Genomic DNA, 24,928 nt, shown 5'->3' on the forward strand with positions numbered 1-24,928 from the left:
ATGTAAGCGGAAGAGTATTTTTTTGTTTTTCCAAGAAAAAATGACCTTTTCCTGATAATAATAGCAGACTATCTTTTTGGCCTTGTTTGGCAAGTTCAACAGGTCTTTGTATGTTTACTGAACCTTCACCTCGTCCATCCTCTAAAGTAGATGTTACACCTGCTAACATAGCATGCTCTATGCAAAAACAATCTCTTTTATTATTAAAGTCAGGGAAAGTTTGCTTAATTGTTTGTGGTATCCCTCGCCCTCTATCCGCAATTAACGCCGTAATATATTTCCCTTTATCGTCTTCGCCTTGATCAAAATAACTAAACCAAGTTACGTCCACAAGGTTAGTAGGCCCGTTATAGGCATGATGATTAATGTTTAGAAATGTTTCTTTTAAAGCAGTTCCCAAGTTCTGAGGTAATGTGCTTAATCCAGTCAATTTCCTGATTTTACCTAAAAATCCTGAGATATTTTTGTTGTTTCCGCAAAGAAAGTTAGAGTTTTCATCGCACCACATTCTCTCTATTTTTTTAGTTCCCCCTTGCTTGAGTGCCGTTTGTAATCCTGTACATTCAAATTGGCTTTGTACATCAGTATTTTTTGGAAGAATTACACTATAAAAATTATTTGAAATATATAACTGCCTACTAATTACATTAGCAAATAAGTAAAGTACAGCAGCAGCCGTTACCTTTTTGACATCTGAAAGATCTAACTTGACATAATTATCATTAGGTAAACGATCTAGTTGAGATAGGAATACGTACGTTTCTAATGTTGCTTTCTCATCTATGTCGTACAGGCACAGTTTTTTTGGTGCCTTAATTGTAATCCATTCCATGGCATCTCCTGATAATAAACATAATTAATATAATTGATTAGAGGAAGCAAAGCTAGCTTTAAACACATCAGTCAGTATTCAAAAGGCAGCTTTAGCTCCATGAAATCTAATTGTTTTGTTAGTTTTAAACTTTTAGGAAACCAAAGGGGTCAAATCTTGACTTCAGACATCAAATTTATTGACTGACCCGTTATCCTTATTTTGCCTATTAGACAAAGTCTAAAGCACTAAGATAAATCAGTAACCCCCTACTTTTAGCTATTATGTACTTTTATTACTGCTCAGAACTTATAAACTCAACAACCCTTCTACCCATTCTAAAACGAGGCGAGTATTTCGGGTTTGAAAGCGCTGCTTATTAGGTATGTAGTAGCAAAAGTCAGATTCAACTACGTGGGTATTAAAGTTTTTAAGTAACTCGGTGTCTAATAATCGTTGTACTAGCGTGGTTGAGCAAAAAACCAGTCCTGAGCCTGCCATAGCTTCTTGAATACCAAATAGCTCTTGGTCAAATGTTTTATTTAATACTAAATAACGCAGGATCTAAGTTGTTTTGAGTAAGCCATTGTTTAATTGGAGGCTCACTTAGCGCGTTGTTTTTCCATTTAGTGGTATAGAGCGTAACTGGGCCGTTTTGCCATGGGATATCAGCGGCTTTGTATGAGCCGAATACGTTAAATTGTTCGGTTTTTATAATGTCATCAGCGTTTATATTGCGTTGCTGGCCAAAGCGAACCGGTAAGGTGTGTAATTGCTTATCAACGGCTTCACTGGTTGATATATCCACTTCAAGATTGGGCTGACTTTTTGATAGCTCCTGTAATGCGGGTATTAAACACAGTGCGGCCAGTGATGACGTAGTGGTTATTTTAACGACGGTGCCTTTGGCTTGTACGGTAGCTAGCGCTTGGTTAATAAGGTTAAAGCCATTGCTTGTTGCTTCACTTAAATATTCACCAGTGGGGGTAAGAGTGATTTTTCTAACTTGGCGGTAAAATAAATCCACATTTAAACGGTTCTCAAGGTTATTTATATGATGCGAAATCGCGGTTGGGGTGAGCGATAGTTCATCCGCGGCGGCTTTAAAACTGCCTAAACGCGCCGCAGCTTCAAAGGCTTTAAGTGCTTGTAGTGATACTTGCATAGGGGATTATTCACACCAAATAGAATTAACTTATAGATGAGTATAACTTATTTATAGTTAAGATTTACTCGTTTGTGAAATATGCCTGTTAGTAAGATGATTAACCTACATTTACTAATAGGATAAACAGTATGACTACCCTACTTCACGTTGATGCAAGCGTAAGAGCTGTTAAAAACGACAACCCAGAACACGATTCAATCTCTAAAAATATTGCTAAGCATTTTATTGATAGCTTTGCAAAGCGCCAAGCTATAGATGAGTATTTTTACCGTGATGTTGGTGTGAATCCTCCGCCTTTTATTACCCAAGACTGGATAGGCGCAGTATTTACACCTGATGATTGATAAACCAAAGGGGTCATAAACCAAAGGGGTCAAATCTTGACTTCAAACCAAAGGGGTCAAATCTTGACTTCAGACATCAAATTTATTGACTGACCCGTTATCCTTATTTTGCCTATTAGACAAAGTCTAAAGCAACAAGATAAATCAGTAATCCCCTACTTTTAGCTATTACTTTGTTTGATTTCTAACTAGCACTTACAAACTCAACAGTCCTTCTACCCATTCTAAGACAAAGCGTGTGTCTCGGATTTCAAAGGATTGTTTATTAATTACTTGATCAAATACCATCTTACAATGCGGTATTTTTAACCAAACCGTAACGGGGGTTTACAGTAACTGCTTAAAACGCGGGCGCTTTTACTGTACTTTATTAACTGATAAGGTGATTAATATTGAGTAGTAAAATTGCGTTTTAGTAACGATTTAAACAGGAGTCATTAATGGCAACTACACTGGCGTTTGATGTATACGGTACGCTTATAAACACCCATGGCGTGGTGTCGTTACTTGAAAATATGGTTGGTGATAACGCGCACGCATTTTCGACTACTTGGCGTGAAAAACAACTCGAATATTCGTTTAGACGCGGCTTAATGCAGAACTACGTGCCGTTTTCGTTGTGTACTGAGCAGGCGCTTGATTATGCGTGTTTACTGCACAAGGTAACTTTAAGCGATGAGCAAAAAGCACAGTTATTAGCACGCTATAAAACCCTACCCGCATTTGATGATGTAAAAGCAGGGCTTGAGAGCTTAAAAGCACAAAACTATCGGTTATTTGCGTTTTCTAATGGTGCGGCCAGTGCGGTAAATACCTTGCTCGAAACCGCAGGCATAAGTGAGCTTTTTGAAGGCGTGGTGAGCGCCGATGATATTAAAACCTTTAAACCCAACCCCGGTGTTTATAGTCATTTTTTACGTCAGGCACATTCAACCGGTGCTAATACCTGGTTGATATCGAGTAATCCGTTTGATGTTATTGGGGCGTTATCGCACGGTATGCGTGCTGCGTGGATACAGCGCTCAAGTGAGGCTATTTTTGATCCCTGGGAACTAACGCCTACAATAACGGCGTGCGATATACATGATTTAAAAACTAAGCTAGCCAGTAATAAATAACCAATGATTTAGTTGGCAGGGGTTAAATTACACCAATGAAAGGCTAGGTTTGCGCTTACAAACCTAGCCGTTTTTTAGTCTTCAATTGCAATAGCAATTTCTATTTCGTTACTGCTTTTATAGTACTCAAAGTCGCTAGTGTAGGTGCGGGCATAACGGCAATCGTCTGAGCTGAAGTATTGCCAAATTTCGCCCCATAAATCGATTACTGCATCGGGCATTTCACCCTCACCTTTAAATACCAAATAACGCCCCGCTTGGGTGGTTACTTTTTTAGCTTCAGGGAGTTTAATTGATAAATTATCGCAGCAGGCAATTACGTCAAAGTCCCCAGTGAGATCGCTTTCGTAATTAGTATACACACCATACACTTTGGTGTTTTGGGTGAGGCTGTTGGCAAACTTTTCACCAAATTTTTGCCAAAGTTCAGCTATATTTGCAGTGCCAGCATTCATTTCATTGGCGTTGCAGGTTCTTACTTTTAAGCCGATTAAGGTCTGACTTGCTAATTGTTTTACTTCCATCATGACGTCCTTTAGCGTTAATACAAACACCAACGTAACAGAAAAACCGCCAATACTTTAAATTTTGTATTAAATATTTCATAAACAGTGGTTATTAAGCTCAATTGCGTGTTTATTGCTCATGTTTAAATAGGTGCCAATCGCTAAACGTGGCTTTGCTACCGCTAAAATAATTGCTCAACTTCCCTCTTTTTTAACTTTATTTTTGCATGTAATGCTTGTCGTTTAATAGTGAAGTTTATCGATTTTAGTTAAAAATATACGACAAGCTTATTAGCTCTAATTAAAAAAAAGTTGCTATCTAATCTTTTTTCATTATTGTAAATGGGAATCATTATCATTAAGATCCTTACACCTAAAAAGTGTACTCAAGGAATGTTGATGTGTCTCAATCTCAAGTGTTAAATATTAATACCATTGAAAAACAGGCTGTATTTGAACAAAGCGGCTTGCCCCCACAATTCAATTTAGAGCAGTTCATTAATTATCAGATAGCGTCATTGCAAGGGTTGTCGGCAGTTCAGCAAGCGATGGCTAAAGCCCAAAAGCCATTTTCAGGTGTGTCGGTAAATGCGTTAGCAGAAGTCGTAAACGATGTTGATTTATCACAGCCATTGGCTGACTTTCCGGCGGTGCTTGAAGAGCTAAAAGGCGTGTATTTAGATCATGCTGTGTATTTTCATCATCCGCGTTATATGGCTCATTTAAACTGCCCTGTAACCTATCCTGCTGTGGTGGCCGAACACATTATTGCCGCTATTAATACCTCGGTAGATACGTGGGATCAAAGTGCAGGCGCGACGTTAATTGAGCAAAAGCTGATTGATTGGACATGCCAAAAAGCAGCATTGCCAAGCACTGCCGATGGAGTATTTACTAGTGGTGGCACACAATCAAACTTAATGGCAATGTTAGTTGCTCGTGAAGTGGCTGTTAGCCGCTATGCGCCAGAACATCAGGTAAAACTTCAGGGCTTACCAGCTGTTGCCTCGCGCTTTAAAATTTACTGCTCTGAGGTGGCGCACTTTAGTATTCAAAAAGCAGCGGCGTTACTGGGCTTAGGTTACAACGCCGTGGTGCCAGTGGCTACAAACAGCAAAATGCAAATGGATATGCAGGCACTTAAAACCGCCATAGCAACAAGCAAAGCGCAAGGTGATTTACCCATTGCAGTAGTTATTACCGCAGGCACAACTGATTTTGGCTCAATCGATCCAATCCATAATATTGCCATGCAGGCTAAAGAAGAGCAGCTATGGTGCCACGTAGATGGCGCTTATGGTGGCGGTTTGTTGGTAAGCGAGCACCACCGCAATGCGCTTAATGGCATTGAGTTGGTTGATTCAATAACGATTGATTATCACAAATCATTTATGCAACCGGTTAGTTGTAGTGCCTTTTTATTAAGCGACAAACGTCATTTTAGCCACATTACTTTGTATGCCGATTATTTAAACCCATTAGCAGAGGCGGGAAATGGCACGCCTAATTTGGTTGATAAAAGCCTGCAAACCACTCGCCGTTTTGATGCCTTAAAGTTATGGCTAACACTGCGCACCACTGGAGAAGCACCGCTTGGCCGCGCGTTCGATAAAGTTATTGGCCTTGCGCGCCAAACGCATATTGTACTTAACGACCATCCCGACTTTGAAGTAGTTAACTACCCCGAGCTTAGTGCCTTGGTATTTAGATTTGCCCCTGATGACTTAAAACATGACCTTGATTTACTCGACTCTTTAAACCTGCATGTACGACAAACGTTTTTACAAACCGGTGAAGCCATGGTTGCCCGTACAAAAATAAATGGTCGTCATTACCTTAAATTTACATTGCTTAATGCGCAGTGCCAATTATCTGATGTACGCGCTGTTATTGAGCAAATTAGCCACATTGCATGGCAAACATATAGGGAAATTGCATAATGGATAATCAACCTTACGATTTTATCGCTATTGGCCTTGGCCCATTTAACTTATCTTTAGCGTGTTTAAGTGAACCGCTTGAAGATGTAAAAAGCCTGTTTTTAGAACAACGTAGTGAATTTGACTGGCACCCAGGAATGATGCTTGAGGGCGTTACATTACAAACTCCGTTTATGTCGGATTTAGTAACCATGGCAGATCCAACCAGCCAGTATAGCTTTTTAAATTATGCCAAATTAAATAATCGTTTATACCCGTTTTATATTCGCGAAAGCTTTTTTTTATTGCGCCGTGAATACAACTTATATTGCCAATGGGTTTGCTCGCAGCTTTCAAATGTTAACTTTGAACAAACAGTCACTCAAGTTGAGTTTTGCGCGCAAAGTGAGTGTTATACCGTTAGCTGTAACACCCCCAATGGTACGCAACATTATGTGACTCGCCATATTGTTTTGGGCACAGGGCCTGCACCGTATATTCCTGATTGCGCTGTGCAAAGTAACTCAAATAACGTAATGCACAGTAGCGATTTTTGTCATCGGCTTGATGAATTAAAGGCAGCTAAACGGGTTACTGTGGTAGGGGCTGGGCAAAGTGCAGCAGAAATTTACCACACCTTATTGCAACAAGCAGTACCGCAAGGCTTGCAGTTAGATTGGATAGCACGCTCACCGCGCTATTTTCCGCTTGAGTATACTAAGCTCACCCTTGAAATGACCTCTCCTGAGTATGTTGATTACTTTTATAATTTAAAAACTGAGCAGCGAGATTGGCTCAATCAAAACCAAAAAAATCTATTTAAAGGCATTAACGGCGATTTAATTAACGACATTTTCGACACCCTCTACGCGCAAAGCCTTGATGGGCCAATTTCTACTACATTTAAAACTAACAGCAAGCTAACAATCACTCAAAAAGTAGGTAAGCGTTTACTGACTGAGTTTTATCATCAGGAGCTTGAGCAGCCCTTTTCAATAGAAACCGACTTTTTAATTTGCGCCACGGGCTTTAAATATCAGCGCCCTGCTTTTTTAAATAATATTGCCCACCAATTACCCCAAGATGAGCAAGGTCGTTATTTAGTGAGTCGTGAATATGCGGTAGATAGCGAACAAAAACGTATTTTTGTACAAAATGCCGAGCAGCATACTCATGGTTTTGTAACTCCAGATTTAGGTATGGCTTGCTACCGTAATAGTATTATTTTACGTGAAATTTTAGGTTATTCGCCTTATCAGGTTGAGCAAAAAATTGCTTTTCAAAACTTTGATTTAAGTGATGTAACCCTATCAGCACAACAGCAGAGTAGCGCCGCATGAGTCTTCGTTTAGCGCTAATTTTGCTGACGGTTATTTCGGTGGTATGCGATACCTTGTTGCTACCGTTTTATCCGCAATTTTTTGCTAGTGAATTTGCTATTAGTAACGCCACGTTAATCGGCCTCTTTGTGGCTAACTGTTGTATTACTGTAATGCTGGCTTTACCACTATGGGCTAAGGTCGCTAAAAAATACAATGAGTTGGCTTTGTGGTTAGTAACCCAAGTAGTAGCCGCTGGTTTTGGCCTGCTTTGCTACTTTGCGACCAATGTGTGGGAGTTTTGGATTTACTACCAACTTATGTTGGTGCTAAAGGCAAGCTACCTACTTATATACCCATTTGCACTGCGATTAGAGCAACAAACTAAGCATTTATCTATTATTGGTTTGTTTTCTGTATTGATGCACTTTGGTGCGATTGGTGGTGCTTTAATTGGTGGTTACTTCTTTAGTTTAGCAGAGCCACGCTATGCGTTATTACTCAGTAGTGCCGGTGACCTAGTTCAGGTTTTATTATGCGCCTACTTAATGTATTCATTAAAAACAGGTATTTATCAGCAAGCAATAGCGACTGAAAAACCGCGAGAACGTATTCCCTATTTTATTTGGCAATTTTGCTTTTTAAGTGTGGTGGTTTATTTTAGCGCGTTTTTAATTCGCCCCTTCTTTACTACTCATTGGCAAGCATTAAACGCACAAAGCAGCACGTTGCAAAGCGCTGTTGTATACGCCATTCCTGCTTTTGCTGCGCTTGTTATGCTGGTTTTTAACCATTATAGACAGCATTTACCACTTCCAACATTAAGCCGCACGAGCACTTTGTTATGTGCACTTATTTTGGGGGCACTTGGGCTTTATTTACAAGCGCAGGCGTCGGTGGGGTTAGTGATTTTATCACGTGTTTTATATGGCTTTGCGCTATTTCAAGTGATGGTACTACTAGAGGTAATACTATTTGCTAAAAGTGAGCCTGCACATTACGGCAGCGACTTTGCCAAAGTGCACATTGCTCAAAACATCGGGGTTATTTTAGCGTCGTTACTAGTGGGTATGAGCGTAGAGCATCTTTCAACAACGGTTGTGTTTTACTTTGCTGCCATTGGCTTTGCAAGCCTTGCCTTTATTTTGCTTTGGCGGGTTAAGGCGGTTGCTCGAACTGCGCGTTCAGCGTCTTAGTTTTTAAGATTTATTGGAGTTTTTATGTATTTTTCATCTTTTGTAACCATCCTACAGCATACCGGCAAAGTGACGATGCGGTTATTACAACAAACAGATATGCCAACAGTTTGCGATTGGCTTAAGCAACCGTATGCGCACTTTTGGGGTATGCAGCAGCAAACCGAGCAACAAATAACTAAAGCGTATCAAGCTATTATTGATACGCCTCATCATCAGGCATACGTTATAGAGCAAAATAATAACCTATTGGCTTTAGTTGAGCTTTATAGCCCTGAGCACGAAAGCTTAATGAAAGCGGCGTACGAAGTTGAACCTAATGATGTAGGTATGCATATTTTATTAGCGCCTAACACGGCACCTAAGCGCCATTTTAGTTTTGAAATGATGCAGTGCGTGCTGCAAAGTATTTTTGCTCAAAACAGTGCCGCCCGTGTTGTGGTTGAGCCCGACATTGCTAATAGTAAAATCCATACTTTAAATAAGCGTTTGGGGTTTGTGCACACCCAGCAAATTCAACTGGGCGAAAAAGCCGCTTATTTAGGCTTTTGTAATAAAGCAGCCTTTGATAGGCACAGCCAACTATTTACTGATTCGTTAGCACCTTTGCAAACTGATTACGTGATACAGCCACATTGGCAATGGGCAAACCGGCATTTACAAGCTAAAGCCCTGACTGAGCTAGTGCACGAGCGTTTATTGGTTGCAGAGACAACAAAGCAAGGCTTTAAAGTAAACGTTGAAGGCGGTTACTTTATTTTTAATGGCCGTGCTATGGCACTAAACCATATTGATATAGACGAGCCAAGCCTATGCTTTTACAACCTTAACGAAGAGCTGCAGCCGCTAGATGTGTTGCACTTTTTTAGTATGCAAGGGCCTGCGCTAGGTTTAACGGGTAAGCGCCTTGCCACCTACCTTGAAGAGCTAAATGCTACTTTAGCCAGTGCGTGCTTTAAACGTGAAAATAACACGTTAACAGCGGCGCAGTTAGCTAATTTAGGGCTGCAAAAAATAGAAGCCGCAATGAGCGAAGGTCACCCTGCCTTTGTTGCTAATAATGGCCGCATTGGTTTTAGTAAAGCTGACTTTTTACGTTATGCGCCAGAAGTAGGCAAACCGTTTAAAGTACTGTGGTTAGCAGCGCATAAAGCGGTATGCGACTTTGCCCATAGTGAATACTTTGCCGATTACCTAAGCCATATAAGTGATGAACTAGATTTAACCACTCGAGATGCGTTTAACACAGCGCTAAAAGCTCAAAACCTAAACCCCGATGATTACTTACTCATTCCTGCTCACCCTTGGCAGTACCAACACAAATTGAGTGTGGTATTTGCAAATGAGTTGGCAAATCAGCGATTAGTGTATTTAGGTGAAGGTGACGATTTATATCAAGCGCAACAGTCAATTCGGACCTTATATAATTGCTCGCACCCGCATAAGCCGTATTTAAAAGTGGCGTTGTCGATTTTAAATATGGGATTTATGCGTGGCCTATCGCGTGCTTACATGGCGGTGACTCCTGCCATTAACGATTGGGTATTTGCTAAGGTTAGCCAAGATCAACAACTCGCAGGCGCTAATTTTACAGCGCTTAGAGAATACGCCACTTTAGGCTATGCCCATCATACGTTTGAGCAAAGCGCGCTTGGAGATACACCCTATCGTAAAATGTTTGCCTGTTTATGGCGAGAAAACCCAAATCATAATTTAAATAGTGATGAACAACTGACCACCATGGCAGCGTTATTACACTTAGATAATAATGGCCAAAGTTTAGTGGGCGAATGGATAACGCAAAGTGGTTTGAGCACGCAGCAGTGGTTACGTGCCTACTTTAATGCTTATTTAATTCCGCTAGTACATTGCTTTTACGCGCATAAATTAGTGTTTATGCCTCACGGCGAAAACCTCATTTTAAAGCTTAAAAATTCGGTGCCAGTGGGCGCATATATGAAAGACATAGGTGAAGAGGTTGCCTTACTTAATAGCACTGAAGTATTGCCAGCAGGCGTTGAACGTATTCATGTTTCTATGCCTAAAGAACTTGAGCTATTAAGTATATTTACCGATGTATTTGACTGCTTCTTTAGATACTTAGTGGCAATTTTAGTGCGGGAAGAGCGTATTACAGAGCATGACTTTTGGCAGTGTGTTACGCAAAGTGTTAAAGCATATCAACATGCTACTCCTGCTTTAAATGAGCGATTTAAAGAGTATGACTTTTTTAGTGATGAGTTTGCTCACTCTTGTTTAAACCGCTTACAGCTGGGTAATAATGAGCAAATGGTTGATTTAACGGATCCGGCAGGTAGTTTGCAGTTTGCTGGTAACTTAAACAACCCCGTATCGGCAAAGCTGTATGGCTAAACCGATTACCCTTGCGCAGTTTTTATATTGCCAACAACCCGTGCAACGAACTTTTAAACCGAGCTTATTATTAGTGCGCGCTTTAACAGTTCGTTGTAAGGCGCAGTACCCTACTGCGCCTAAGCAATTTATTAGTCGGCATTTGTATTTACAGCTTTGCTGGCAAGCTGTTTACGCTTATTGCTATTGGTTTGCTTGCAAGCAAAGTACGGCTGATCCCATTAACATGTCGTTAGCGGTAAATGGCGCTTATTGTCGTGGGTTTAACCTGAATAATGGCGTGTTAGTAAGTAAAACTGAGCAAACCAAAGCGTTTACTCATTTTATAAGCCAAGTTGGTGAATGGGTAAATACCGACTATGCACTTGGTAAAAAAGAACAAGCTCGGTTATTACTCGATTCATTATGTAGCGCCATTGAGCGAGCTCATAGCTTAGACCTTGCTACTACTTTACATATCAACAATTGCCATCGTCAGCTGCACACCCTTATTTGTGAACACTTTAATCTTGATACGCCATTTACTGAAAAACCCCAGCGTTTAACCTGTTGCCGCTATTATTTAGCCGGTTATAGCAAATGCCAAACCTGCCCTAAAAAGGACATTAAAACCAATGAACCAACGTCTTAAAACGATTGATCTTGCGCGTGGTGCGAGCGTTTTTATTATGATTATTGTGCATACCTTATGGATGTATGCCTCCACGACGCTTCAAAGTGAAAGTATATTTGGTACGGTTGTGCATATACTTGGCAAAGGCACCGCCTCGTTTTTAGTGGCAATGGGGCTATCTATGGCGCTTTCGCGTAGGCAAACCCCCTTACTGTTAATTAAGCGAGGTTTACAGCTTTTACTGCTTGCTTATTTAATGAATGCGGCCAAGTTTTGGCTACCTATTGAAGTATTTAATACCATGCCTGAGGCGTTTATAAATGCTTATGGCTGGCAAAGTCCGCTCAGTGCTGGGCAGTTACAATTTATGGTGTTAACAGGTGATATTTTACAACTGGCTGGAGTTAGCTTATTACTGTTTGGTGTGCTTAATATTGCCCGTTGGAAAACAACATGGATTGCGGTTTTAGCCATTGCAATTGCAGTTTTGAGCCAGTTTGTAAGGGGGCAGCAATTTACGCTTTCACCTTATATTAGTGATTTGTTTTTCGCTAATAACTATCAGGTGTATTTTCCGGTTTTTCCTTGGATAAGTGCGATATTAACGGGGTATGTACTTGGTCGTTTATACCTTAGTAACCAACAAAATGCCGATTACTTATATAAAGTATGTGCACAACTTGGTGCTGCTTTACTGGTTATTGGCGGCATATGGTTAGCCATTGATTTTAAAGGACAGTTTGGCAACTTTTTCCATTTAAATGGCGGCGGTATTAGCTATTTAGTTGGCTTAAATTTATGTGTCCTAGCGGCTATACAGTATATTTTTGCTGATAAATATAATGGCCCTATTACACGTGCTCTTTTATATGCCAGTAAACATGTAACCGCGCTGTATGTTATTCAATGGGTACTTATTTGCTGGTTTATGGGGGCGCTTGGTTATCATACCCTCAGCCTTTGGCCGACACTTTGTATGATGGTATTAATGACTTTACTTACTTTTGCTGTGCACAAGGTTTATTTAAAAAGCAAACAGAGCCTCACAGACATTACGCAAAAAGCTAAACGTACAGCTTAAGCTATAAAGGGGCTTTACGGGCGCTGATTTAGGTGCCCTAGCCTGCTTTTATCGCATCAATAACGCAATGCATACGCTTTGCTAGCGGCCTATTTCGGTGATGGCACACATAAATATTTTCGCTAATTGGATTAGCTAAATGATGCGTTTTAATAAGCGCAGGTTTATTAAAAGCACTTACTGCGTGTGCGGGTAAAACCGTAAAACCCAGCCCTAAACTTACCGGCTCCAGTATTAAACTTATTTGGTTAGAAAACCCCGTTTGCTTAATTTGATCAACATGTTCAAATTCTGGGAAATTTTCACTTAATAAAAGCTGTGCATGATGTTTTGCATCGGGGTGGCTAATAAAGCCCAGTTCATTTAATGCGCTCCATGTTGGGCCTTTTATTGCGGCCGGTGTTACCAATAGTAAAGGCTCTTGGCCTATTTTATGGCTAGTTACCTCGCTTAGAGTAGGCGCTTGAGTTAAAAAGCCAATATCGGCACTATGGTTTGCCACTGCTTGTTCAACACTGGTATTTGGAGCAAAGCGGTAATCTATAATTAGCTTCTTGTGCTCTACTTGCAGTGCTAATAGTTGATTGTAAAACTTTAGCCCGCAACTGCCTGGCGACTGTATTTTTACTAAACCGCTGTAAGGTGAATCATCTTTTAATTGCTGCTCTAAAAACTGCCATTCTTTTAATAATAAGCTGCCTTGCTGATACAAGTTTTGCCCATGTACGGTAAGCGTAAATTGTTTACCGTGGCGCTCAAGCAAGGCGCAATCTACTTGCTGCTCTAACTTTTTTATATGTTGGCTTACGCCTGACTGGGTCATATAAAGGCGCTCGGCGGTTTGGGTAAAGTGATTTACCTCAACTAAAGTACAAAACGTGTTTAACCATGTCGGGTTTATCATTACAAAATATACTCAAAATGATGATTAATGATAATTTTACTTAATGTTGGTCAGTTCGTAAACTAACTCCATCAACTAAACATAGTTAAGTAGGAGTATTTATTATGAGTCATACATATCCACGTAGTTTTTCGCACATTGGTATTTCAGTTCCCGATGTTGAAAAAGCCGTAGAGTTTTACACTAAGGTGATGGGCTGGTACACCATAATGGAGCCTACCGTGATCACTGAAGATAACAGCCCAATTGGCGAAATGTGTACCGATGTATTTGGTCCAAATTGGGAAAAATTTAAAATAGCGCATCTTTCAACAGGCGACCGAATTGGGGTAGAAATTTTTGAATTTAAAGACCAAGAAAACCCTAAAGACAACTTTGAATACTGGAAAACCGGTATCTTCCATTTCTGTGTACAAGACCCAGATGTAGAAGGCTTAGCGGATCGTATTGTTGCTGCAGGTGGTAAAAAACGTATGCCAGAGCCACGCTACTATTACCCTGGTGAAAAGCCGTACCGCATGATCTACATGGAAGACCCGTTTGGTAACATCCTTGAGATTTACAGCCACAGCTACGAGCTTATATATAGCGCTGGTGCTTATTAAAAGCATTTAGCTAAAAACAAAAGCCGCAGTATTTATTACTGCGGCTTTTTTATTTGAATAGCTTTAGTAATTAGCTAAGTAATACGTCGGATATTGGCATTTTGAAAAAGTAACTACATTTTATTATTGGTGTGATGTAACATCTTTACTATTCTTACACATACCTTTGAAAAGTTTTTCATCTATATTTTTGCGCTTAATAGCATCGTATATACTGAATAAATTTTTCCTGTCGGTCTGTTCTGCGTCTGTACCAACCGTAAAATTTTGATTAATCACAGTACAGCCATATATTGGACCCGATTCACCTAGGCCACCCACATACACAGTTCTTGTTTCTCCATCGTCTGTAGTATCTTTATCTTTTAATGAAGAGTCTTCGCTTATGGGTGTTCTTTCATTCGCATTACTCACTTCAAAGTATTGTATTTGATTGTTTTCAATCCAGCCCTCGTTGGCATCCATTTGTGTAACGAGTATACCTGATGGTGGTATTTCATATACCCGAGAGCCGTCTTCGTATTTCGGTGGATGCCCGTTTGGTGCATTAAATATTATGTATAGAGAGCCAACATAATTTTCAGGTATAAGGTAAATTACGGGTTCACTTTTTTTTACCTCTGTACAGGCTGATAATAACGATATCATTGAACCAAAAAACAATATTTTTAAAAAGTGTGCTTTAAAGATGGGTTTCATCGAGTCGCCTTTTTACTTAAGTAAGCCATTAAAACAGTTTTCTAAACTCGCTTTTTCAAGCAGCATACAATGACCGCTATTTGCTGGAATAGAAGTGAAACGATAATTCCAATCCGCTATTTTATGAAAGCTTAATTTGGGGTATTTATTTGCCTGTCTAAATAGTTCATCGCCTACGGTCCCTTTAAAACTACCATTATTGTTGAGAGGCAAACGGAGTGCGCTTACAATCATTGGGTAATCAGCATTAAGAGATAAGCTTAGTGGTGGCGCACCTTTGCGAACATGTATACCAAGGGAGATAGATTGCCCACCAGGACCAACAATAAATGCTTCACAATTAGGAAAAGCATCGCCAGTGATATAAGTAACTATATCCATGTGACCGCTAACAGTATCAATGTCTATAATAATTTTATACTTAACATTTAAAGTTGGCACGTATGAAAAGTCTAATCTTTCTTGCATCTGAGGAGAACCTGGCATTGCGTGATTAACTCCTCCGTATTGGCCGTCTAACTGATACTGATAAATACTATTATTAGTTGGAGGTTTTTCTTTGAGGGTAACACGCCCTTTTGGTGCAAGGTTACCAGAATATATTCTTTTCTTATCTTCCCACGGTGCTTTTGATGGATCTGATATTGTATCAATAGAACTAATTTTACTATTTTTTGTAGAAAGCCGTAGACGATGCCAAATCCTTGAGGTCGTAGGTTTAATACCACTAGGTTTTAGCGAAAACCCTCGATTATCTCCTTCAAACATTAGTCCAGACCAGCCAAAGTCTTTTTCAGGGTGAAATGAGCGTATATTAATTTCGTAGTTTGCTAATTGAATAGCCATAACCTTAATTCCATTTATTGATAATTAAAAATCCGTTTCGATAATAGTAACACCAGCTTAAGAGCATAACAATTCTGAAAAGCTTCAAAAGCACAGTACTATTGTTTGTTATCAATAAAGAATTACACGTGTTATGTAAACAAAGCCGCAGTATTTATTACTGCGGCTTTTTGTGCCTAAAAAGAATACATTGCCTAGATATGTTAGTGCTGATAACGTGATAAAACAAAACTACTTATAATTCCATGTTTGAAATTAAGGACAATAATGAACATTTCATTGGAAGGTGTCACCTCTGCTAATTACGAAGAGGTATGCGATTTAGACGTTACCAAAGCGCAACAAGATTACGTAGCGAGTAATATGTGGTCGTTAGTTGAGTCTCATTATAATGTTGGGCATACCTGTAAAGCTATTTACCAAAATAATAAGCCTGTAGGCTTTTTTATGTGGGTGCAAGAAACCCCTACAAAAGTTTCTATTTGGCGTTTTATGGTAGATGAACATCATCAAAATAAAGGTATTGGCCGCCAAGCACTATTCATGGCAATTGCAGAGATTAAAACGACTTCTAAGCTTGAACAAATCGAGATTTGTTATAACCCGCAAAACCCTGTAGCTAAGGATTTTTATTCTAGTTTTGGGTTTGAAGAAGTTGGCCTAGATGAAGACGAAGAAGATATGTTAGCCATTATTAATATAAAAAGTTAACCCAATTTTGTTTAGCGCGTTGCTTATTGCCATAAAAATTAGTGCTTAGTAAGGTGTGGAGGATGTTGCAGTGCTAATTTTTTTAGCTGTGTAATGCATGAAAGCGCTAAGTCATGATATTCATCATCGCTATACAATATCTCGTTTAGCAGATTAATAGATTGTATGAGTGCATTGTGCGCAGCACTTTGTTCGTCTAAAAAGTGAAGTGTGGAATAAAGGCGCTCTGTAAGTGAGGTAATTTGTATGATTTGCTGTTTATTTGCACAGTTATACATTTGAGCTAACAAGGACGCACTTTCAAGTGCACACCCCAAATACGGCAATGCTTGTGCAAATTGGTATCGTTTAAACAGCGCTTCGCCACTTAGCTGCGCATTTTGAATATCTATAATTGCTTGTTCTGGTTGACATAAAACATGTTGTTTGTGTCGAGCACATAAAAAAGGTAATGCCATGGTACGTTCCATATCTGTTTATTTTTTAAGACTGTAAAACAGAAACTCCAAAACATCAAATGATAATTGTTTTTATTTGCATTTGTGGGTTTAAAGCAGTTTGTTGTGTATACTAACTTCATTGTTTTGATTCTTATTTTTATAAAAACCGATATGAAAAACCCATTTTTAGCACTTGTTTTACTCAGTGGATTATCAGGCTGCAGTATAAACACAGTATCAGTATCTCAAAGTTCATCCTTGTATAATTACGGGCTTTATAATGCAAATGGCCAGCGAGTTAATTCAATATTGTCAGAATCCAGCTTTTGAATGCCGATATTGTTTTAGTCGGTGAATGGCATACACACCCCGGTGTGCACTTATTTCAGGCTGAGCTGTTTCAGCAATTAAGCACGCAAAATAAGCCTATTGCTCTATCGCTTGAGCAATTTAGCCGCGCTGATCAGCAAACACTAAGCCTTTACCTTGAGAGTAAAATTGGCGAACAATACTTAATTGATAACACTAAGGCTTGGCCTAATTATAAGAGCGATTATCGTGCGTTAGTGGAATTGGCGAAGATGCAAAATAGCGATGTGATAGCTGCAAATGCGCCTAAGAATATTGTTACCTGTATTGGTCGCCAAGGTATTAATTATATTAATAAGCTTGACCCACAACAGCGTAGTTTTATTGCAAAAGAGATAGATACTTCTCCAAGCCTTTATAAAGAACGCTTTATGCAATCCATTCATCATGGAACGGCGAGTAAAAACGAAAAACTTTACGCCGCGCAAGTTACTTGGGACGAAACCATGGCTGAGTCTATCGTTAACTATATTAGTCAAAATAAGGGCACGCAGGTTATACATTTAGCCGGTGATTTTCATGTGAGAAATGGTGAAGGCATAGCGCGGGTAATTAAGCGAATTGCCCCAGAGCTTAATGTTGTATGGGTTTCGCCAGTATCAAAAGTACAATCTGAGCAAAGTGGTTATCAATTAGAAGTTAACGCTTTGCCTGCTCGCTATGTGCAAAAAGCACATCAACAAGCGGCATTTAAAGCTTTAGCCAAACGAGGGGAGAAAACACAGTGCCAATAATAGGTTGGCACTGTGTTTGTGTAATACACTTTTTAATATTTACTCAAGCGTAAATGTGCCTTTCATCATGGCGTAATGGCCAGGAAAAGAGCAAAAGAAAGTGTAATCGGTTCCGGCGGTTAAGCCGCTGGTTTTAAAAGTAACTTCGGTTGTTTTGCCGCCGCTAATAATGTCTGTAGCACCAATCACGCGACTATCATTAGGCTTTATGTAGTGGTTGCTAAGCCCTGCAGCGTTGCCATCTGTGATAATACCTTGCATGTTTTGCTCAGTAGATAGCACCCAGTTATGGCCCATTACATTAGCAGGTAATTTACCGGTGTGACTAAGTTGAACGGTCACTTGCTTACAGCTTTTAGGGGCGCTTAGTGTTTTAGTTGAAAACTGCATCATATCGTTTGCATCTATATTTAGTGTGCATTCGTCTGCATATGCTGTATTGGCACTCAGTAGCAGTGTAGTGCTTAGTAAGGCTATTAATTTTTTCATACTGTCTCCGCTAGTTGGTTTGAGCTGTTTCGAGCTTGGTTTGTTAAGGCTACAAGTGCTTTTCGCACGGCTAATGGGCTATCGCACTCGTTCACAAAATTAATAAAGTAATTACGCTTGTGGCTTTGTATATAAAAGCCTGTGGGTAGTAGGCCGCTCATTATTGGGGTGTTATCGGCTACGTTATAGTGCTGCATTAATATCAGCGACATAGCATCTTGATGATCTTCATTCATATGAGTGATCATGCTTTGCTGCTGGCTTTCATCCCACTTTTTAGGCTGAGCTTGCCACTCGTTTTGCTCAAGCCAAAATATTTTTCCAAAACCGCCAATATAACGCACCCGTACTACATCTAATTGCCAAAGCTGAAAATCATGCGCATTGCGATAGCTTGTAGCCTCAGGGTACAAAGCTATATATTTATCAAGTAGCACTTCGCTTTGCTCTTTTGCCACAATAGAGCCATCACCTACGAGTGTTACTCGCCCATGTTCGTTTTGATCGCCATAATCGGCGGCATCAAAAATAGTCAGACTCATGCGTGAGTCCTGTTTTAAATTTTTGGTATGCTGAGCTATGTCACTAATAAAAAAGTAGATGCGACCTTGTTCGTCACACATATAAGGTGTAACAGAGCCAAACGGATAGCCGCGTAAATTATTTGAAATGGTCGACATTACGCCGGCATGGGTTTTAAAAACGAGCGTACGTGCGTCGTTTAATGCTTGCTCTCTCATGAAAACTCCTGACGTTGAGAAAAAACCATGGGCGCATCGTTATAAGGATGAGGGTTAACGTGCAATTTCATGGCGTACATTTGTTGTAAGTTTTGTGCTGTTAAAACGGTATTTATAGACCCGCTTTGCAGCACTTTTTGGTTGTGTAATAAAATAGCGTTGGTTGCATAAAGGCTTGCTAAATTAAGATCGTGTATAGCAATAATGGCGCTGTTTCCTTGCTCTACAAAGGTTCTAACACAGCTAAGTAAAGTATGTTGATGACGCATATCTAGCGCTGATGTTGGCTCATCGAGCAACATTAATTTAGGCCCCGTTTGCGCAGTAAAAGCATCTAACTGGGCTAATGTGCGCGCCATATGAACTCGCTGTTGTTCGCCGCCCGAAAGCGCACTCATTCGACGTGTTAGGTAATGGGTTAAATCCATAAGTGAGGCATATTTTTGAACTTTATTGGCTTGTGTTTTAAGAGACTCTGTATAGGGATAGCGGCCCATAGCAATGAGTTCAAATACACTAAAATCAAAGCCAACATGGTTACTTTGCATCATTACAGCGCGCTTGCTAGCTAATTGCTCTTTAGAAAATGAATGCAAAGGTTTGGTATTAAATAGTATATCTCCCTCAAAGGGATGCATGCCTGCCAAAGTATGCAGTAAGGTCGATTTACCTGCGCCATTTTCGCCTATCAGAGCGACAAGTTGTCCTGCTTGGATATTGCCGCTAATACCCTCTAAAACACGATGGGTGTTAAAGCCTATATTGAGGTTGTTAAACGTGATCATGACCAATCTCGCTTATTTTTAATGATTAAATATATAAATAGTGGAGCCCCAAGTAACGCCGTTATAATGCCAATTGGCAGCTCCGCAGGCATAACAACTAAGCGTGCCAACCAATCTGAAAGTAGCAACACAATCACACCTAAAAGCATACAAAGTGGCAGCATATTTCGTAAATGTGGCCCAACCATGAGGCGTGCGATATGAGGGACAACTAAACCAACAAAGCCAATTAAACCTGTTAGCGCAACTACCGCACCTACGCCCAATGCAACTAATATAATGACGTATAATTTAAGTTTGCTGGTATCGACGCCTAAGTATTGAGCTTGTGATTCACCAATAAGAAGTAGATTCATTGGCTCTTTTAATCGCCATAGCCCGATAAGGCTCAGTAAAATCAAAGGACTCGCTTGTTTTATATTATCCCAACTCGCACCGCCTAATGAGCCCATGGTCCAATAGTTAATTAACCGCAGTGCGCTGTCATCGGCATAAAAACTTAATAATCCAATAACAGCGAATGCCAATGCATTAATGGCGACACCGACTAATATAAGCGTATTTATATTAATTTGTTTTTGTTGTTTTGAGACTAAATATACCAGCGACGTTACTGATAGTGCGCCCAAAAATGAGGCATAAGGTAAGTAGTGTTGGGCGTTAAAATTAAATTGTGCACTAAGGGCAATAAAAGCAACCGCGACCATTGCAGCGCCTGCGCTTATACCAATAATAGAGGGATCAGCAAGCGGGTTACGACACAGCGCTTGGGTTGCAGCTCCTGTTTGTGCAAGTACTAAACCCACCATCACTGCAAGGACAAAACGAGGCAGGCGTATTTGTGTAACCACATTGATTTGTAGCGCATCAAATTGACTAAAATGTTCAGGAGCTAGCCATGCAATCGCTAAACGCCAATCCCATCCTGCGGCTCCATAGCCTATGCTAAGTAATGCTAAAGCAAAAATGCAGCCATAACTTAATAGCATCCACTTATGCGGATTACTCAGTGTTATGGCGTTAAAACGATTCAAAGTTAACGTGCTCATAAGCGTGTTTTATACTCATGCAATGCTTGAATCGCGGTTGCAATACGCGGCGACATGCCCAGTGAAAGTAAGCTGTCCATGACCAGTAACTGACACTCTTGCGCTGCTTTTAATAAACGAAGTGTAGGCTGTTTACAAAAGGCTTGTTTCCCACCAAGGCTTTGCACAACATGCGCTGGCGCCACTAAAAAATCGGGCTGACTTACAGCCAGTACTTCACTGTTAATTGCTTTAAAGCCTGTATGCGTAGCAGCTATATTGGTAATGCCCGCATAATTAAACAGCAAGTTGGGCACCGTTTCTTGTCCTGCTGCGACGAGCCCACGCTCATTAGCTGAAAGTAAAAACAAAGCGTTGTGGGTCTGTGTTTTTGCTTTAGTAGGTAACGATTTTTTTATTTTAGTAATTAGGTTTTGAGCTTTTAGGTTTGCATCTAAATCACTACCAAGGTGCTTAATTAGCGCAAGTAGTTCATTTACAGAAGTCGGTTTTTTATAGTGAATAACCTTCACTCCGGTCGCTTCTATTTGCTTGAGCGCCTGCTCCCTTCCCGCACCTTCAAGTGCAAGTAACGTAGTTGGGCGCATTGAAAGCACTCCCTCAGCGGCTAGATCTCGATAGTAGCCTACCTGTGGCAACTGTGTTGCTTGTTGCGGATACATACTTGATTGGTCAACCGCGACTAAACTATTTTGTTTTTCTAGTGCGTAGATTATTTCAGTTAATGTGCCGCCAGCACTGATCACACGCTCTTTCGCGAGTGCTGATTGAGTGGCTAAAGCCAGAAAAAAAATTAGGTACTTCATAACAAACTCCGATTTTATTTTTTAGTATTATAACCACTTTAATCTAAATGAAAATGATTATCATAATCAATTGATCTTATTTTGGGTTAGTTGTACCATTTAAAAGTAAATAATAACTATTATCATTTGGAGTGGAGATGAATCCCTTTTCTTTTAAATTTACAGCATTAGCCTCTTTGTTAATTAGCTCTGGTAGCGCACTGGCCGAAAATGTTATTGACGATCATATTGTGGTTAGTGGCTCTCGTTTTGAACAAAAGCTTGAAGATGTGACTGGCTCAGTAACGGTTATTACCGAACAAGATATTGAGCGTCAGCTCGCTGTAGATTTACAAACGATGTTTAAATACGATCCAAGTATCTCAAGTACTGGCAGTGGCGCAGGCGCGCAAACATTAACTGTACGAGGTGTTGGTGGCAACAGAGTTGTTTTTATTAAAGATGGAAGACGCACAAACGATGGCTACGCTGGCGGCGGCGGTTATTTAGTGGGTCGAAACTACTTTGATGTTGCGGGTGTTAAACAAGTTGAAGTTGCAAAAGGGGCGGCATCATCGCTATATGGTTCTGATGCACTTGGGGGGATTGTAGTAATAACAACTAAAGACCCGAGTGATTATTTAGCGGATCAACAAAGCTTAGTAAAAGTAGCGTTAGGCTACCAAGGCCAAAGCAATCAGGTTGCTGCTGATATTACAGCCGCAAAAGATTTAGGTGACTTTGCTATTAGCGCTGTTTATAGCCATCGCGATAGTGAAGAAGTACAAAACTACGTTGAAGATTTACCAGGTTACGATGCCCGCTCTGATGCTTTACTGCTTAAAGTTGAGCAAAAACTTGATGAAAAACGGACCCTTAAATACACCTTAGATTACTTTAATCAAACAACAGAGCAAGTAATCACTCCATCCATTCAAGAAACCGAAGACGAAGATACAAATATCTCATTTGCACTCGATTATGATTCAGATATGGCAACAGCTATATTTGATAAATGGTATGGGCAACTATCTTATAGTCGATACGAGCAACAAAGTGACCAAATAAGCGCAGCTAGAAATTACATCGATTATAATGACTACGGGTTTGAGCAAGATATTTTAGGCTTAAAAGCGGTATTTAGTAAGGAAGTTAAAGGAGAAAATACCGAGCATGAATTTGTCTATGGAGTAGATATTGATTTATATGATACTACTCGACCACGCTTAAAAACCCGTGTATTAAATGATGGTACTGTTGATTTTACGAATGAAAAACAAAAAGCATTTCCTGGTGCCGATACTTCTTTAGTTGGTGTATATATGCAAGACAGTATTAAATTTAACGAGACTGATTGGTCGTTAGTTGCGGGTATTCGTTACGATTATTATGCACTTGAAGCCAAAAAAGATGCGTTATACGCTGACACCGAGCTTGATGATATTACCGAGTCTGCGTTTTCACCAAAGCTGGGTGTGATTTATCAGGTAGACGATAATTTATCTTGGTATGGGCAATATGTTCGAGGCTTTAAAATACCGCCACACGACCAAGCCTATCAAAGCCATGGTGTTGAGCCATTTTATCAAATATTACCAAACGCAGATTTAGACCCTGAAAGCAGTGACTCATTCGAGATCGGATTAAGATACGCAAGTAGCGATATTAGTGTAAATCTAAGTACTTTTTATGCTGCCTATGATGACTTTATCGAAACAACCATTGCGGGTGTTGAGCCAACTTATATTCCTAATGTAAATAAAACATTTTACCAATACCAAAATATTAGCGAAACCCAGATCAGCGGTGTAGAAGCTGGTATTTCTATGTATGTCACCGACGATATTTTATTAGAAGCCAATGTTGCTTACGTAGATGGTGAAAACAAAGACTCTGATCAGCCACTTACTAGTATTAGCCCGTTAAATGGTTCTATATTAGTAAGCACTGAGTTTGGCAATGTTAATTGGACCGCTGCTTGGCGTTTAGCTAAGGCGCAGTCTGATGTAGTACTTGATACTAATGGTAATAAAACAACACAAGGTAACGGTTATGGTGTTGTTGATTTATATGCAAATTATCAGTGGAAAGCATGGCAAATGAATGTAGGTTTACTTAACCTACTCGATAAAGAGTACGTACCGTTTGAACTTATTGCTGGTCAATCCAAAGGTACTGATTTTAGCCAATATAGCCAACCAGGACGTAATGTTTCGGCTCGGATAAGCTATCAGTTTTAATTAATATTAAAAGTTGTATATATACCAATCGGCATAAATATCTGAATAATTTAACGGATTGAATTTTTTTATGTCTAAGCTGATTGGTATATAAAGCACTAGAAAACACTGCGTATTGCACCATAGTGTAAAGGGGGTTTACGTCTCTATAATTTTTGTACTGCTCATATATTTCAATAGCACTATGCATACATTTTCAAAAGAGTGCGTTTAAATCAATATTGGTTTACTAAAGGCACTTATGGCATGCGTATTCAACACCAGAAACCTAAGCTAATTATAAAAAGGAGGTATCAGCTCGAACAGGTTACATCACTCATATCAAAAGTATGCGTTAAACCATCAGAATTTTTATCAATTACTATCAGATTATTCTTTTCAATGTAAAACGTGTATTCGCGCATCCAATTGAGTTTAGCAATTCGCTTTAGCTCATAACGGCCAAATGCTAGCGGGCAATTTAAATACGCATAATGATAGGCTTTCCCCATTGCCCCAGGGTCTGCGGTATAAATATAAATAGTACGATCAGTAAACGTGCTTTGTTTGTGAATATAATCAGGCGTTGATAATGAAGAACCATTGACTAAAATCCCTAAACACAAAAAAGGAATTTGTATTACACCGACTAATGTAAGAATGATATAGAACAACCACTGGGCTATTTTATTTTTAATTATGCTTTTAATTTTTTTAGGTTTGGTGAAAAGCAGTATTAAACCCGTAATTACCAACACTAATTTTATATAAAGTAGATTATGGCTTAATGTATCCATAAGCCGTGGTGAGTGCCAATTTAAACCCCATAGCGCTCCCCCGTGCATGCTTTCTAGGAATGGTAACAATAAACATGCAGAAATAAGAAAAATAATTAACGAGCTATTATTGCTGCTTGTATCCATTTATTTTTGTCCTTTAAATCTAACCGGAGTCGCTGTATTTTAGTGTGATATTTATAACATGTTTTATAATACAGCGTACCTAAAATGTCATAATGCAGACAGCTATTTTATGATATGAAAGTGACTGTAAAGGGGGTTAACGGCGGCTATGTATTATACAAAAAAATAAAAAAAGCGCCTTA

25 protein-coding genes and 1 pseudogene are annotated in these 24,928 nt (G+C 39.6%); 12 read left to right on the top strand and 14 right to left on the bottom strand.

Annotation, left to right across the window (positions count from 1 at the left end; all coding sequences use genetic code 11):
* The 3 genes from ACTRWE_RS14730 to ACTRWE_RS14740 form a co-directional block, all read right to left on the bottom strand.
* A partial coding sequence (locus tag ACTRWE_RS14730) for a hypothetical protein (protein WP_462880222.1) occupies window positions 1-832 on the bottom strand: 832 nt, incomplete at its 3' end.
* A 288-nt stretch (window positions 833-1,120) separates the two neighbouring features.
* Window positions 1,121-1,312, bottom strand: a complete 192-nt coding sequence (locus tag ACTRWE_RS14735; protein ID WP_462880223.1) for a hypothetical protein — start codon at window positions 1,310-1,312, stop codon at window positions 1,121-1,123.
* A 37-nt stretch (window positions 1,313-1,349) separates the two neighbouring features.
* Entirely contained in the window at window positions 1,350-1,976 is a 627-nt protein-coding gene (locus ACTRWE_RS14740; RefSeq protein WP_462880224.1) for a LysR family transcriptional regulator, read from the bottom strand.
* A gap of 131 nt (window positions 1,977-2,107) precedes the next feature.
* Here ACTRWE_RS14740 and ACTRWE_RS14745 point away from each other — a divergent pair.
* Both ACTRWE_RS14745 and ACTRWE_RS14750 read left to right on the top strand, forming a co-directional pair.
* Window positions 2,108-2,320 (top strand): annotated as a pseudogene (locus ACTRWE_RS14745) (FMN-dependent NADH-azoreductase); the annotation flags it as partial.
* 443 nt (window positions 2,321-2,763) lie between these two features.
* Complete coding sequence (locus ACTRWE_RS14750; protein WP_462880225.1) at window positions 2,764-3,441, top strand: haloacid dehalogenase type II; 678 nt, start codon at window positions 2,764-2,766, stop codon at window positions 3,439-3,441.
* A 74-nt stretch (window positions 3,442-3,515) separates the two neighbouring features.
* On the opposite strand, the gene ACTRWE_RS14755 is transcribed toward ACTRWE_RS14750, so the two are convergent.
* Complete coding sequence (locus tag ACTRWE_RS14755; RefSeq protein WP_462880243.1) at window positions 3,516-3,965, bottom strand: GyrI-like domain-containing protein; 450 nt, start codon at window positions 3,963-3,965, stop codon at window positions 3,516-3,518.
* Window positions 3,966-4,348: 383 nt separating this feature from the next.
* Between ACTRWE_RS14755 and ACTRWE_RS14760 the strand changes: the two genes are divergently transcribed.
* From ACTRWE_RS14760 to ACTRWE_RS14785, 6 genes are read left to right on the top strand one after another with little or no spacing between them, the layout of a single operon-like run.
* Entirely contained in the window at window positions 4,349-5,887 is a 1,539-nt protein-coding gene (locus ACTRWE_RS14760) for a pyridoxal phosphate-dependent decarboxylase family protein (protein WP_462880226.1), read from the top strand.
* The gene (locus ACTRWE_RS14765; protein WP_013462790.1) at window positions 5,887-7,206 is read left to right on the top strand and encodes a lysine N(6)-hydroxylase/L-ornithine N(5)-oxygenase family protein; all 1,320 of its coding nucleotides are present in this window, start codon (window positions 5,887-5,889) and stop codon (window positions 7,204-7,206) included. The genes ACTRWE_RS14760 and ACTRWE_RS14765 overlap by 1 nt, the downstream gene beginning before the upstream one ends.
* A complete protein-coding gene (locus tag ACTRWE_RS14770; RefSeq protein WP_016899972.1) occupies window positions 7,203-8,381 on the top strand; it encodes an MFS transporter in 1,179 nt (392 codons plus the stop codon). The genes ACTRWE_RS14765 and ACTRWE_RS14770 overlap by 4 nt, the downstream gene beginning before the upstream one ends.
* A 24-nt stretch (window positions 8,382-8,405) precedes the next feature.
* A complete protein-coding gene (locus tag ACTRWE_RS14775) occupies window positions 8,406-10,754 on the top strand; it encodes a GNAT family N-acetyltransferase (protein WP_016899973.1) in 2,349 nt (782 codons plus the stop codon).
* A complete protein-coding gene (locus ACTRWE_RS14780) occupies window positions 10,747-11,385 on the top strand; it encodes a hypothetical protein (protein WP_016899974.1) in 639 nt (212 codons plus the stop codon). The genes ACTRWE_RS14775 and ACTRWE_RS14780 overlap by 8 nt, the downstream gene beginning before the upstream one ends.
* A complete protein-coding gene (locus ACTRWE_RS14785) occupies window positions 11,369-12,448 on the top strand; it encodes a heparan-alpha-glucosaminide N-acetyltransferase domain-containing protein (protein ID WP_016899975.1) in 1,080 nt (359 codons plus the stop codon). The genes ACTRWE_RS14780 and ACTRWE_RS14785 overlap by 17 nt, the downstream gene beginning before the upstream one ends.
* A gap of 37 nt (window positions 12,449-12,485) precedes the next feature.
* On the opposite strand, the gene ACTRWE_RS14790 is transcribed toward ACTRWE_RS14785, so the two are convergent.
* Window positions 12,486-13,352: a LysR family transcriptional regulator gene (locus ACTRWE_RS14790; RefSeq protein WP_016899976.1), complete on the bottom strand. Its 867-nt coding sequence runs from the start codon at window positions 13,350-13,352 to the stop codon at window positions 12,486-12,488.
* Window positions 13,353-13,456: 104 nt separating this feature from the next.
* Here ACTRWE_RS14790 and ACTRWE_RS14795 point away from each other — a divergent pair, with 104 nt between their 5' ends.
* Window positions 13,457-13,957, top strand: coding sequence for a lactoylglutathione lyase family protein (locus tag ACTRWE_RS14795; protein WP_008130525.1), 501 nt, complete (start codon window positions 13,457-13,459; stop codon window positions 13,955-13,957).
* Between the two features lie 123 nt (window positions 13,958-14,080).
* Here ACTRWE_RS14795 and ACTRWE_RS14800 read toward each other — a convergent pair whose 3' ends face one another.
* Together ACTRWE_RS14800 and ACTRWE_RS14805 are read right to left on the bottom strand one after the other, a co-directional pair.
* On the bottom strand, window positions 14,081-14,656 hold the full coding sequence (locus ACTRWE_RS14800) for a DUF6843 domain-containing protein (RefSeq protein WP_010388759.1): 576 nt from the start codon (window positions 14,654-14,656) through the stop codon (window positions 14,081-14,083).
* 12 nt (window positions 14,657-14,668) lie between these two features.
* The gene (locus ACTRWE_RS14805; protein ID WP_010388758.1) at window positions 14,669-15,502 is read right to left on the bottom strand and encodes a hypothetical protein; all 834 of its coding nucleotides are present in this window, start codon (window positions 15,500-15,502) and stop codon (window positions 14,669-14,671) included.
* Window positions 15,503-15,769: 267 nt separating this feature from the next.
* On the opposite strand from ACTRWE_RS14805, the gene ACTRWE_RS14810 reads away from it, so the two are divergent.
* Complete coding sequence (locus ACTRWE_RS14810) at window positions 15,770-16,213, top strand: GNAT family N-acetyltransferase (protein ID WP_054201530.1); 444 nt, start codon at window positions 15,770-15,772, stop codon at window positions 16,211-16,213.
* 38 nt (window positions 16,214-16,251) lie between these two features.
* Here the strand turns inward: ACTRWE_RS14810 and ACTRWE_RS14815 are convergent, their stop codons facing one another.
* Window positions 16,252-16,671 carry a hypothetical protein gene (locus ACTRWE_RS14815; protein WP_010388755.1) on the bottom strand — a complete coding sequence of 140 codons (420 nt, stop codon included), beginning with the start codon at window positions 16,669-16,671 and terminating at the stop codon, window positions 16,252-16,254.
* Window positions 16,672-16,979: 308 nt separating this feature from the next.
* On the opposite strand from ACTRWE_RS14815, the gene ACTRWE_RS14820 reads away from it, so the two are divergent.
* Window positions 16,980-17,756 (top strand): ChaN family lipoprotein, encoded by a 777-nt coding sequence (locus ACTRWE_RS14820; RefSeq protein ID WP_462880227.1) that lies wholly within the window; start codon window positions 16,980-16,982, stop codon window positions 17,754-17,756.
* A 39-nt stretch (window positions 17,757-17,795) separates the two neighbouring features.
* On the opposite strand, the gene azu is transcribed toward ACTRWE_RS14820, so the two are convergent.
* Genes azu through ACTRWE_RS14845 form a run of 5 tightly spaced genes read right to left on the bottom strand, consistent with a single transcriptional unit; the run spans window position 17,796 to window position 21,625 of the window.
* Window positions 17,796-18,245: an azurin gene (azu, locus tag ACTRWE_RS14825; protein ID WP_462880228.1), complete on the bottom strand. Its 450-nt coding sequence runs from the start codon at window positions 18,243-18,245 to the stop codon at window positions 17,796-17,798.
* Window positions 18,242-18,985: a HugZ family pyridoxamine 5'-phosphate oxidase gene (locus ACTRWE_RS14830; protein ID WP_248526958.1), complete on the bottom strand. Its 744-nt coding sequence runs from the start codon at window positions 18,983-18,985 to the stop codon at window positions 18,242-18,244. The genes azu and ACTRWE_RS14830 overlap by 4 nt, the downstream gene beginning before the upstream one ends.
* Window positions 18,982-19,770 (bottom strand): heme ABC transporter ATP-binding protein, encoded by a 789-nt coding sequence (locus ACTRWE_RS14835; protein WP_010388751.1) that lies wholly within the window; start codon window positions 19,768-19,770, stop codon window positions 18,982-18,984. The genes ACTRWE_RS14830 and ACTRWE_RS14835 overlap by 4 nt, the downstream gene beginning before the upstream one ends.
* The gene (locus ACTRWE_RS14840) at window positions 19,767-20,819 is read right to left on the bottom strand and encodes a FecCD family ABC transporter permease (protein ID WP_462880229.1); all 1,053 of its coding nucleotides are present in this window, start codon (window positions 20,817-20,819) and stop codon (window positions 19,767-19,769) included. The genes ACTRWE_RS14835 and ACTRWE_RS14840 overlap by 4 nt, the downstream gene beginning before the upstream one ends.
* A complete protein-coding gene (locus ACTRWE_RS14845) occupies window positions 20,816-21,625 on the bottom strand; it encodes a heme/hemin ABC transporter substrate-binding protein (RefSeq protein ID WP_010388749.1) in 810 nt (269 codons plus the stop codon). The genes ACTRWE_RS14840 and ACTRWE_RS14845 overlap by 4 nt, the downstream gene beginning before the upstream one ends.
* 137 nt (window positions 21,626-21,762) lie before the next feature.
* Between ACTRWE_RS14845 and ACTRWE_RS14850 the strand changes: the two genes are divergently transcribed.
* Window positions 21,763-23,844: a TonB-dependent hemoglobin/transferrin/lactoferrin family receptor gene (locus ACTRWE_RS14850; protein ID WP_462880230.1), complete on the top strand. Its 2,082-nt coding sequence runs from the start codon at window positions 21,763-21,765 to the stop codon at window positions 23,842-23,844.
* A 293-nt stretch (window positions 23,845-24,137) separates the two neighbouring features.
* Here the strand turns inward: ACTRWE_RS14850 and ACTRWE_RS14855 are convergent, their stop codons facing one another.
* On the bottom strand, window positions 24,138-24,746 hold the full coding sequence (locus tag ACTRWE_RS14855; RefSeq protein WP_036955530.1) for a hypothetical protein: 609 nt from the start codon (window positions 24,744-24,746) through the stop codon (window positions 24,138-24,140).
* Between the last annotated feature and the right edge of the window lie 182 nt (window positions 24,747-24,928).

Source organism: Pseudoalteromonas sp. G5_S1_54_S4 (assembly GCF_054968565.1).